Raw genomic sequence first — 10726 nt, forward strand, 5'->3', positions numbered from 1 at the left:
CACAAGGAAAGGATGATCCAATGTCGTTGATGTCCATGATCTCCCGCTTCCGCAAGGCCGAGGAAGGTGCCGTCCTCCCCTTCGTCGGCATCGTCAGCCTGGCGCTGATCGGGGCAACGGGGTTCGGCATAGACGCGGCCCGCCTGATGCTTCTCCATTCGAGCCTTCAGCGCGCCATCGACGCCGGCGCTCTTTCGACCGTCGCCAAGCTGGACACCGCCACCATCGACGTGGAACTGCGAAAGTTTGCGGTCGCCAATTTCAACGATGGGGAGATTGGCGGGACGCTCGACAGTCTGACCTGGACCATTAGCTCGGACAACAAGACACTGACCGTCAAGGCATCGGCCAGCGCTCCCGCGACGTTGATGAAAATCCTCGGCGTCCAGACGATCAGCACCAGCGCGGAAAGTGTCATCGAACGATCGACCAATGGCCTTGAACTGGCGCTTGTTCTCGACAACACCGGCTCCATGAAGGGAACGCCGCTCACGAGCCTCAAGTCCGCGGCCAACACGCTGGTGAACACCCTCTATGGCAACGACGCAGTTGCCAAAAACCTCTATGTCGGCATCGTTCCCTTCTCGCAGTCGGTCAATGTCGGGACGAGCCATACCAGCTGGATGAAGTCCGGCTCCATCGCCGCGCTGGACTGGGGAGGGACATCATGGGGCGGCTGCGTCGAGGCGCAAAGCGTCAAGGCGGACGACATTTCCGACACGGTTCCCTCCAGCAAGCCGATCACGCCCTATTACTGGCCAGACGGCACGGATACTAACAACTGGATCAGCGTCGACCAGAATGGCAAAAAAACATACGCCAAGAATCTCGGCACGTCCCTCGGTCCCAACATGAACTGCCCCGCCGAGGTAACGCGCCTGACACCCAAGAAGGCAACGGTTGTTGCCGCCATCTCGGCGATGAAGGCGGTGGGCAACACCCACATCAACTTCGGGGCCGTGTGGGGCTGGCGGATGTTGTCTCCCAAATGGCGTGGTCTCTGGGGCGGCGACATGGCAACCTACAACCTGCCGCTCGACTACTACACGAAGAACATGAACAAGGCGGCAGTCATCATGACCGATGGCGAGAACACGATGACCGAAAAGGTCTACACTGCCTACGGCTGGCTGGCCGACAAGAAACTCGGGACGGCCGACAAAGATGCCGCGGTGACGGAACTCAACGACCGCCTGGCCACGGTCTGCACGGCGATGAAGAACTCCGGCATCATCATTTACACAATTGCCTTCAATGGGCCCGACGAAACCACCCAAAAGCTTTTGAGCAGCTGCGCCAGCCAGAACGCCTTCTACTTCAACTCGCCGACAACGGCCGCGCTCCAGTCGGCCTTCAAGCAGATCGCGGATTCACTCTCCAACCTCCGTGTCAGCAAATAGAAATCGCGCGATAGTGTCGAATGCCTCCTCATCAGACGCGGATCCACAATATGTCCGACTGTAGGAAACAGATGCTGGCTGCCGATAGGCACTCTTCACTACTGAGAGCAATACGGTCACATCTTCGGCTGTGTTATCCGGCTGTCCTTTTGGGAAGATCGTCCTGATCAGTGTTGGAGCGGATCGACGTAAGTCGAGGTGGCACCCTATAGTTGCGATTGGGAAGCTCTGCTACCGGGAAGTCCAAAGCCTTAGTTGCAAAACGCGGTACTGCGGCGCGTTAGAGGGAGTCTCCAATCCAATCTTCGTGACCATGACGGATACGGATCACGAGAACGCTCCCATCATCGTTGATCCGATAGATTACCAGGTGAGCCTTGAATGTATGGATTCTGACAGGCGGCGAAATCTCATGGCGCTCACGCGTCATTCGAGGACTCGCGGCTATGAGATCGAGCACATCAAAAAGCTCATCGTGATATCGTTTGGCGGCCAAGGATCCGAAGTTGCGGATACCTTGTTCGGCGATTGAGACGATATCCTCTTCCGCTTCAACAGAGAGCCTGAATGGCATCAATCACGTCTGCGGGTGATCTCGGCACGCGCAACGGCAGCGGAAAACAATTCGTCCTTCGAACGGCCTCCTACGCCGCTTTTGATTCCGTCATCGACGAAACGTTGCATCTCCGCAATTTTGTTAGTCCGGGCCTGGTCTCTGCGGATAAGGTCTCGAACGTAGTCACTCGCGTTCGAGTATCGACCGGTCTTGGCTTGCGCTTCGACCCAGTCTTTCATCGGGTCCGGGAGGGATACATTCATGGTTGCCATTAGAGTCTCCTTGAGGTCTCAGGCTATCCTGTGATGGCAAAGTTTGTCAAACTATTGAAGCCCACTAAGAAAGCTCCTGAAAGGGGTTCTGCGATTGGCGGCCTAACCCCAACTGCAAGTCCAGCGCATTCCGCGGCCAGGACGGCGACAAGAAAGGTCGCGGCCACAGGAATGCGCAAAGGTCATTGCGGTTCGCCCACGTCCACTGCCGCGCGGAATTGCCTCGCGTGCAGCGATGTGAGCGTCCGCGGGGCAGGTGCCTGAGCTTGCCTTTTGAGTTTTTGTCGGTGGGGTGACTGGGTTTTTAATTGTGCGTTTTGCGGGTGCTGTTATTGCCACGCAAAGACCGTCTCGTTCTTGGTAATTTTGGGCACAGACGAGCGGGCAGATCCGGATCTTCTGCATGCGAAGTTGCTCAAGGATCACCGATTCTTGACCCATGTGTGTCAAAGCCTCTTGCGCGATTTGTAATGCGTTCGCGCCGAGGGCTACGCCGCACGCCTTCTCATCGTTCCCGGCCGCCATCAACCCCTACGGCAGGCACGTTGTTGATCCGATCACAATCGCCCCGATCTCGACTCCATTTCCATAAATTCTGCAAAGGCGTCTCGTGCGCAATTTCGACGTGGCGTGGTTGGTAAAGCAGGAAGCAGGGACGCAATCGCAATGTCACAAGGGACGAATGGGTAAGTGCCGTCTCGCGAGTTTCATGCCGACATCAACGGCGGAAATACCAGGTGATTGTCGTGGAACTCCAAGCAGCTGGCCAGGCAATCCGGCATGCCAATGGTCCCTGTACGCTCCCCAATAAGCTTATGCTTCCGTCCAGTTGGAGAACGTGGCAGCCTGCCCCAGCCGCATTCCGGCTTCTGACCGCAGTTCCCAGACGAGCCCGTCCTCCATCCAAAAATGCGCGCCGGACTTGCGAACTCTAAGCCCACGATAATTCGCGATAAATCCGTGCCGTGCGACTTCATCGAGAAGCGCCTGGCGCTCCAGTCGATCCGGAGCTTCAGCAGATAATCGAGAAGGCAATTTCGTAAACTCGTCCCACGAGTATCCGAAACATCGCTGTGCCGTGAGATTTGCATAAATGAACCGAGGATCCGGCTCGGTATTGTGAGCGACAACCACAAAAGGGGCGTCAAGGTAGAGCCATTCGGCTCCCTGCCCTGGCTCAACAAGCGGTCGGCCGACAGCACGCAGAAAGCTTTGCGCAAGGAGTTCGAAGAAGGCTTGACCGGTTGAAGGCTCATCAGGCGACATTTGGCTATCCTTGCTCCAGTTTAGGCTCTTGTTGAGGCGCGCCATGATGCCGCCGACTTTGACACCAAGAACCAGGATAAGGTCGCTGGCGTGTGATCCGGCCACCTTAAGCTTTTTTTCAAATCCACTACCCGATATCGGAGTTGCAATGAAAACGATACTTACCTGGGCAGTCATGGCCTCTTGCGGCGTTGCCGCTCTGTTGCCGATGGCCGCGCCTGCGTCTGCCCAGGAGTGGCGAAGGCCACATTATGACAATCCGCCGCCTCCACCGCAGCGCCATCACCATCACGACAATGGCGCCGCGATTGCCGGTGGTCTGGCTGCCGGCGTCATCGGTGGGTTGATCGGTGGCGCGATCGTAAACAACAGCGGGCCGCGCTACATCGACCCGCCGCCTCCACCACCGCCGCGTTGCTGGTTCGAAGACCGGCGGGTGCCGAATGCCTACGATGGTGGATGGCATATGGAGAGCTTGCGCGTCTGCCAGTAGCAATTGGCTGATGTTTCTCAGGTCTCAGCGCCTCGTTGCAACGTCAACGTGGCGCTGGCCACGGCCTTGGCGAGGACTGCAAACGGGTGTGAGCTTGAAAACTACTCATTCGCCAAGGCGAAGTTTCCATCCTGATGGTTTCTCGTTCAGTGTTGGTCGGTCATGTCGGCCTTCGCTGGCGGCCCAAAGGTTCAACGAGGATGACAGCTTGAGCTGAGGGATGCAGCCGGTCTTCCTGGATCTGCTCAAGGAAGCTCGGACGCTAGATATCAACGACAATTTCGGGATGGCTTCAAACGCGCTCGCAGGTACCCGGCCAGCGCGCCTGGCTGCGCAAGAAATGGCCGGGATCAGATTTCTTGCACGACTGAAACCAATGGCCATTGGCGCTCAGGACGGCAGGCAGCACAATCACTTGTGAAGCGCAGCGGTAAGCCACGACGAGGCCCGGTCGATCGCCACCGTCCTTCTGGATTTCAATGGCAGCAGGACATTGTACCGGCCTTCCGGGGACAGTCTCGTCTCATCGAGCGCCACCAACGTGCCGTCATCGAGGAATGTCTGAACAAGGGTGCCCCAGCCAAGCGCAACCCCCTGACCGGCGCGCGCAGCGAAGATCGTCTCCGTGTAGTGACTGAAGCGCAGAGACGGCTTCACCTCGAAGTGCACGCCAAGTTCGGCGAGCCATTGGCCCCATGACAGCCAGGATCGGTCTTCAGCATCGGTCTCGATGAACTCGTCAGTCGTGGCCAATGGGCCGCTGCCTCGCCGGTCGAGGTAATCAGGCGAGCAGACGAGCATTATGACGTCGCCGCGCGAGGCGATCACCGTTGCGTCGTTGAAAGGTGGCAGCCCGAACCGGATGGCAAGATCGACGGCACCGCTGTCCAGATCGATTTTCGCATCCTGGGAGATCACGCGGATCTGAATGCCCGGGTTCTGAGCGCGAAAATCGGCGAGCCGCGGAAGCAGCCAGAAAGACGAGAAGGCCACGGTCGCGCCGATGGTGACCACATCCTGGGCCGCCGCCTTGATGGCATCGATCGCATCGGAAATGTTCGAGAAGCTCTGCGCGAGCGACGCCCCCAGCACGAGGCAGGCGGCAGTCGGCTCGATCGCGCGGTGCTTGCGCACGAACATCGGCTGGCCCAGCTCTTCTTCCAGCAGCGCGATTTGCCTGCTGACGGCCGCCTGGGTAACCCCGAGCTCGCCTGCCGCAAGGGTAAAGCTCTTTCGGCGAAGGACCGCTTCCAGCATGATCAGCGCCGTCATCGACGGCAAACGCCTGCGAAACTGCATTTCATGCCCTCACATTACCATTCGTTATGCGAACGTGAGAATTAATGCCGTTGAAGAGCCTTGGGAGCAAGAGCAGTCTGCATGAAGGCAAGCATAAGGGGCTCTCATGCTAAACAAACTTCCCTCTTCCATCTCCGCCCTTCTCGACGCTCGCACGAACGAGCACTCGCTGCCCGCCGGCCTCTATACGCGCGAAGACGTCTTCGAAGCGGACATCGACGTTTTCTTCCACAAACACTGGATCTGCATCGGTCTCGACTGCGATGTGCCGGAAGCTGGCGATGCCACTGTCATCGACATCGGCAAGACGAGCCTCATCCTTTTGCGAGATGACGACGGCGACATTCGGGTGCTGCACAACGTCTGTCGCCACCGCGGCTCGCGCCTGTTGGACGCAGGAAAAACGATCGTTTCAAAGCTGGTCTGCCCCTATCACACCTGGACCTACGAGCTTACGGGAGAGCTCAGCTATGCTCCCCACATGGGCAAGGACTTCGACAAGGACTGCCACGGACTGAAGTCCGTGACCTTCAAGTCGATCGGCGGGCTCATCTATGTCTGTCTTTCCGACACCCCACCAGAGGACATCGACGTCCTCGAACGCACGATGGTCGAGCGCCTTGCTCCCTACGACATCCGCAATGCGAAGGTTGCGCATCAGACAGACGTGATCGAGGAGGGCAACTGGAAGCTGACGATGGAGAACAATCGTGAGTGCTACCACTGTTCGGCAAACCATCCCGAGCTCTGCGTGTCCTTCGTCGACCTCGACTTCGGCTTCGACCCGGAAACCTTGAGCCCGGAGGATCGCGCGCAGGCTGAAGAGCATTTCCGGCTGTATGAGGAGCAGACGAAGGCATGGGAGGCGGATGGCTTCCCATCTGCCGCCGTCGAGCAACTCTCCGACTGCGCCACGAATTTCCGCACGCAAAGGCTGATCATCGCCGGCGCAGGCGAGTCCCAGACCCATGACGCCACCGCCGCGTCATCGCGGCTGCTCGGCCAGATGACGCGGAAGGACCTGGGGGACACCCATCTCTGGGGTCACAACTCCTGGAACCACTTCATGGGCGATCACGCCGTGATCGCCATCGTGATTCCGCTGTCCGCGGGCAAGACGCTCGTGCGGACGAAATGGCTGGTGCACAAGGATGCAGTCGAGGGTGTCGATTACGATCACGACAAGCTCACTGACGTCTGGATTGCCACAACCGACCAGGACGCTGACCTGGTGGCTCGCTCCCATGCCGGCGCGCTCGATCCTGCTTACCTGCCAGGCCCCTACTCGCAATTCTCGGAGACGAACCTCGACAAGTTCGCAACCTGGTATATCGATCGGATGCGCGCAAATGGATATTGATTTCGCACAGAAGCAGGACGGTTCAGTCTCGCGCGATACATGGGATCCCGAGCACGACGACACACTGGTGTGCCTGGACGTCCATCAGGAAACCCACGACGTCAAGAGCTTCACCTTTGCGTCGCCGCAAGGCAAGCGCTTCAGTTTCGATGGCGGGCAATACTTCCTCTTCGACTTCCCGATTGGCGATGACGCGGAGGCCCGCTGCTACAGCATCTCCTCGTCACCGCACCGCTCCAACGCTTTCACCGTGACGGTGAAGCGCGTCGTGAACGGAAGAATATCGAACTGGCTTCATGACAACATGCAAAGCGGGATGACCGTGAAGGCTCAGGGCCCGCTCGGCTATTTCGTATGCCCGCGCGTTGCCGCCCCGAAGCTTCTGCTTCTTTCCGGCGGCTCCGGCATTACGCCCGTGATGTCCATTCTGCGCGGTCTGGCGGATCGCTGCGAGCCTGCCGACATCGTCTTTCTTCATGCCGCCCGCTCGCCGATCGACCTGATCTTTCGCAATGAGTTGAGCTGTCTTGCGGCACGAATGAAGGGTCTTCGCCTGCAATTTCTGCCTGAAAGCGTCGATGGAGAGCCATCCTGGCCGGGGCTGACGGGGCGCATCTCGCCCGAATTCCTGAAGCTCGCCGTGCCGGATATCGCGGAAAGAACCGTCATGTGCTGCGGCCCAGCACCTTTCATGGCCGCGGCACGCTCGATCACCGCACAACTCGGCGTGCCCCAGGGGAGCTACATCGAAGAGAGCTTCGATGCCGCCATCATCGAGGAACCGGCGGCCCTCGGCGAGGCCACGATGCCAAGCAAGGTTTTCCAGGTCGAGTTCGCCAAACAATCGAAAAAGATAGAGGTCGCAGACGACCAGACGGTGCTTTCCTGCGCCAAGAAATCGGGCGTGCGGCTGCCGTCATCCTGCTCCAACGGCGTCTGCGGCACCTGCAAGTCGAAGCTGGTTTCCGGTGCGGTGGATATGAACCACAATGGCGGCATAAGGCAAAGAGAGATCGACGCCGGATTATTCCTGCCTTGCTGCTCCAAGCCTCTCAGCGACTTGGTGATTGACCGCTAGGGCCGGCACAGGCCCGGCACCCTCTCCTTCGACAACAATTAGGGATCGACCATGCTGCTTAGCGACAGCATTTCCGACCAGGGCTCCTCGGTATTCAAGGACGAACGCAAGCAGGCCTATCTCAATCCGGCAGGAGCCGACCGGCCGCTCATCAGTCCGATCCCCCACCAGACGCTCGATGCCGCGCGGCGATATCGCCTGAACCGCCTTCGATCGAAAATGCGGGAATGGGATTGTTCGGCGCTACTCTTATACGATCCCGTCAACATCCGTTATGCGTTCGATTCATCGAACATGAGCATCTGGACGATGCATAACCCCTCCCGATATGCGCTCATTCTGGCTGATGGGCCTGCAATCATGTTCGAATTCGAGGGCGCGGAGCACGTCAATGACGGACTTCCCGGTATCGATGAAATCCGGACGTCGAAATCCTTCCTGTTCTTCACGTCAGGCAATCTGGTCGAGCAAAGGATGCAGGACTGGGCCGACGAGATCGCAGATATCCTGACGTCCCACGGTCGCAACAAGAGGCTCGCGGTCGACAGGCTGGAACCAGCGCCGGCATCCGAGCTTCGAAAGCGCGGTTTTCAGTTGCTCGACGGCCAGGAACTGGCCGAACGAGCGCGCTCGATCAAAAGCCCCGAAGAAATCGAACTGATGCGCTGGACGATCCGGGTGTGTGAAGCCGGCATGGCGCGCATGTACGAGATGTCCGAGCCCGGACGAACCGAGCGGGAAATCTGGGCGGAGCTACACTTTGAAAACGCCCGAAGCGGCGGCGAGTGGCTCGAGACGAAGCTGTTGACCGCCGGCCCACGGACCAATCCCTGGTACCAGGAGTGCTCCGACTACGTGACAAAGCGCGGCGAGATGATCTCTTTCGATACCGACATGATCGGACCATACGGATATTGCGCCGACCTCTCGCGCTCATGGACCTGCGGCCATGTGGCAATGAATGACAGGCAAAGGGAGCTTTATTCCGCAGCACTGGACCAGATCGAGCACAACCTGTCGATCATCCGACCCGGCATGGCATTCGTTGAATTCAACGAAAGGAGCTGGCGCATTCCTGAAAAGTACCAGCCTTATCGCTATACTCTGGCAGTGCATGGGACAGGAATGGCCGACGAATGGCCCGGCATCCTGCTCCACCCCGATTTTGACCAGAACTTCGGCGGTTTCATTGAAGAGAACATGGTTCTCAATGTCGAAAGTCTGATCGCGGAGGCATGCTCGGAGAGCATCAAGCTGGAAACTCAAGTGCTTGTCACATCCCGTGGGGCCGAGCGGCTGGACTCTTTCCCCTGGGAGGACATCTGAAGCAGTGGGTGCGCCCGGTCTGGCAACGCATCAGGATTGGCAGATGACCGGAAAGGCGAATGAGCGACTTCACCATCTCGTCTGCACTGTTTTCAGAATGTGGCTGCTACCGTTACCGGCTGGAGCGGCAGTGGGACCCTCGGAAGGAAGCCGTCGGTTTCCTGATGCTCAATCCGTCCACCGCCGACGCCCACAGCGTCGATCCGACGCTTCGCAGATGTATCGCCTTTGCAAGATCATGGGGGTTTGGTGGTCTTGTTATCGGAAATCTCTTTGCTCTCCGATCGCCAAAGCCAAGACTGATCTACGAATGCGCGGACCCCGTGGGGCCGGAAAACGATCGCTACTTGCGTAAGATGCCCGAAAGCTGCGAGCGCATCGTCTGCGGTTGGGGACGACATGGCGCCTACCTTGATCGAGCCTCCGGCGTTTGTCGAATGCTTGCGACATCGAAGCTCTACGCGCTTGAGGTCACGGCGGGCGGGTACCCGTCCCACCCGCTCTATATTTCCGCCGCAGCCGAGCCAAAGCCGTTCCAAATCGTAAACCCGTGACTTTCCCCTGCCGCACCCGATCGACAAGGCGCATTATCGCGCGGCTAGACTGACTGCCCCAATTCCGGCAGGACGTCGAAGAGATCGGCGACGAGACCATAGTCGGCAACCTGGAAGATTGGCGCCTCCTCGTCCTTGTTGATGGCGACGATGACCTTCGAATCCTTCATGCCGGCGAGGTGCTGGATGGCACCCGAGATGCCGCAGGCGATGTAGAGATCAGGAGCGACGACCTTGCCGGTCTGGCCGACCTGCCAGTCGTTCGGGGCGTAGCCGGCATCGACGGCAGCGCGCGAGGCGCCGACGGCAGCCCCGAGCCTGTCGGCGACCGGCAGGATGACTTCCCTGAACTTCTCGGCAGAGCCGAGCGCACGGCCACCGGAGATGATGATCTTCGCAGACGTCAGTTCCGGACGGTCGGAGGCCGACAGCGCGTCCCTGACGAAGGTCGACAGTGGCGATGAAGAAAGAGCTGCCGTCGAGATTTCCTCGACGGCAGCAGTTAGGCCTTGGGGAACGGCCTGGGAGAACGAGGCGGTGCGCACGGTGATGACTCGTCTGGTGTCGGTCGCCTGCACCGTCTGGATGGCGTTGCCGGCATAGATCGGCCGCTTGAAGGTGTCAGCCGAAACCACCTCGATGATCTCGGAGACCTGCGCGACATCGAGCAGGGCGGCGACGCGCGGCATGACGTTCTTGCCGGTCGAGGTGGCGGCGGCGATGATCGTATCATAGCTTGCGGCCAGCGAAACGATCAGGGCGGCCAGCGGCTCGGCCAGATTGTTGGCAAGGCTTGCGTCCTCGGCAACCAGCACCTTGGACACGCCCGACAGCTTGGCAGCCTGTTCGGCCGCGGCCTTGGCGCCGGCGCCGGCGACAAGCACGGTCACTTCGCTTCCCTGTTCCTTGGCGATCTGTGTCGCCGCNGTCAGCGTCTTGGCGGTCTGGTCGGAAAGGTGGTTGCCGTCGTGATCAGCCAGAAGAAGAATGGCCATGGATATATCTCCCTTTCTCGAACCTTTAAAGCACGCCGGCTTCGACTTTAAGCTTCTCGACCAGCTCGGCGACCGACTTGACCTTGACGCCCGCCTTGCGGCCGGACGGTTCCTCGGTCTTCAAGAC

General features: G+C 59.1%; 11 protein-coding genes and 1 pseudogene. 6 read left to right on the top strand and 6 right to left on the bottom strand.

Features of this window, described 5'->3' with window-relative positions:
* Positions 1-20: 20 nt before the first annotated feature.
* Positions 21-1400, top strand: coding sequence for a Tad domain-containing protein (locus RHIBUN_RS0119440; RefSeq protein ID WP_025660845.1), 1380 nt, complete (start codon positions 21-23; stop codon positions 1398-1400).
* Between the two features lie 280 nt (positions 1401-1680).
* Here RHIBUN_RS0119440 and RHIBUN_RS0119445 read toward each other — a convergent pair whose 3' ends face one another.
* From RHIBUN_RS0119445 to RHIBUN_RS0119455, 3 genes are all read right to left on the bottom strand, one after another.
* Positions 1681-1974, bottom strand: a complete 294-nt coding sequence (locus RHIBUN_RS0119445) for a type II toxin-antitoxin system RelE/ParE family toxin (protein WP_025660846.1) — start codon at positions 1972-1974, stop codon at positions 1681-1683.
* Positions 1974-2228 (bottom strand): type II toxin-antitoxin system ParD family antitoxin, encoded by a 255-nt coding sequence (locus RHIBUN_RS0119450; protein ID WP_025660847.1) that lies wholly within the window; start codon positions 2226-2228, stop codon positions 1974-1976. Before RHIBUN_RS0119450 ends, RHIBUN_RS0119445 begins: the two co-directional genes overlap by 1 nt.
* 813 nt (positions 2229-3041) lie before the next feature.
* Positions 3042-3494 (bottom strand): MEKHLA domain-containing protein, encoded by a 453-nt coding sequence (locus RHIBUN_RS0119455; protein ID WP_037217224.1) that lies wholly within the window; start codon positions 3492-3494, stop codon positions 3042-3044.
* Positions 3495-3669: 175 nt separating this feature from the next.
* On the opposite strand from RHIBUN_RS0119455, the gene RHIBUN_RS0119460 reads away from it, so the two are divergent.
* Positions 3670-3987 carry a hypothetical protein gene (locus RHIBUN_RS0119460; protein WP_245271694.1) on the top strand — a complete coding sequence of 106 codons (318 nt, stop codon included), beginning with the start codon at positions 3670-3672 and terminating at the stop codon, positions 3985-3987.
* Between the two features lie 411 nt (positions 3988-4398).
* On the opposite strand, the gene RHIBUN_RS0119470 is transcribed toward RHIBUN_RS0119460, so the two are convergent.
* Complete coding sequence (locus tag RHIBUN_RS0119470; RefSeq protein WP_025660851.1) at positions 4399-5286, bottom strand: LysR substrate-binding domain-containing protein; 888 nt, start codon at positions 5284-5286, stop codon at positions 4399-4401.
* A gap of 106 nt (positions 5287-5392) precedes the next feature.
* On the opposite strand from RHIBUN_RS0119470, the gene RHIBUN_RS0119475 reads away from it, so the two are divergent.
* Genes RHIBUN_RS0119475 through RHIBUN_RS0119490 form a run of 4 tightly spaced genes read left to right on the top strand, consistent with a single transcriptional unit; the run spans position 5393 to position 9604 of the window.
* Positions 5393-6646 (top strand): aromatic ring-hydroxylating dioxygenase subunit alpha, encoded by a 1254-nt coding sequence (locus RHIBUN_RS0119475; RefSeq protein ID WP_025660852.1) that lies wholly within the window; start codon positions 5393-5395, stop codon positions 6644-6646.
* Positions 6636-7724: an FAD-binding oxidoreductase gene (locus RHIBUN_RS0119480; RefSeq protein ID WP_025660853.1), complete on the top strand. Its 1089-nt coding sequence runs from the start codon at positions 6636-6638 to the stop codon at positions 7722-7724. The genes RHIBUN_RS0119475 and RHIBUN_RS0119480 overlap by 11 nt, the downstream gene beginning before the upstream one ends.
* A 51-nt stretch (positions 7725-7775) precedes the next feature.
* Positions 7776-9050, top strand: a complete 1275-nt coding sequence (locus tag RHIBUN_RS0119485; protein ID WP_025660854.1) for a Xaa-Pro peptidase family protein — start codon at positions 7776-7778, stop codon at positions 9048-9050.
* A gap of 59 nt (positions 9051-9109) precedes the next feature.
* Positions 9110-9604 (top strand): DUF1643 domain-containing protein, encoded by a 495-nt coding sequence (locus RHIBUN_RS0119490; RefSeq protein ID WP_025660855.1) that lies wholly within the window; start codon positions 9110-9112, stop codon positions 9602-9604.
* A gap of 44 nt (positions 9605-9648) precedes the next feature.
* Here the strand turns inward: RHIBUN_RS0119490 and RHIBUN_RS0119495 are convergent, their stop codons facing one another.
* Both RHIBUN_RS0119495 and RHIBUN_RS35505 read right to left on the bottom strand, forming a co-directional pair.
* Positions 9649-10599 (bottom strand): electron transfer flavoprotein subunit alpha/FixB family protein, encoded by a 951-nt coding sequence (locus tag RHIBUN_RS0119495; protein WP_025660856.1) that lies wholly within the window; start codon positions 10597-10599, stop codon positions 9649-9651.
* Positions 10600-10624: 25 nt separating this feature from the next.
* Positions 10625-10726, bottom strand: a pseudogene (locus RHIBUN_RS35505) (electron transfer flavoprotein subunit beta/FixA family protein); the annotation flags it as partial.

Source organism: Rhizobium sp. IBUN, assembly GCF_000510625.1.
Classification (GTDB): Bacteria; Pseudomonadota; Alphaproteobacteria; order Rhizobiales; family Rhizobiaceae; genus Rhizobium; species Rhizobium altiplani.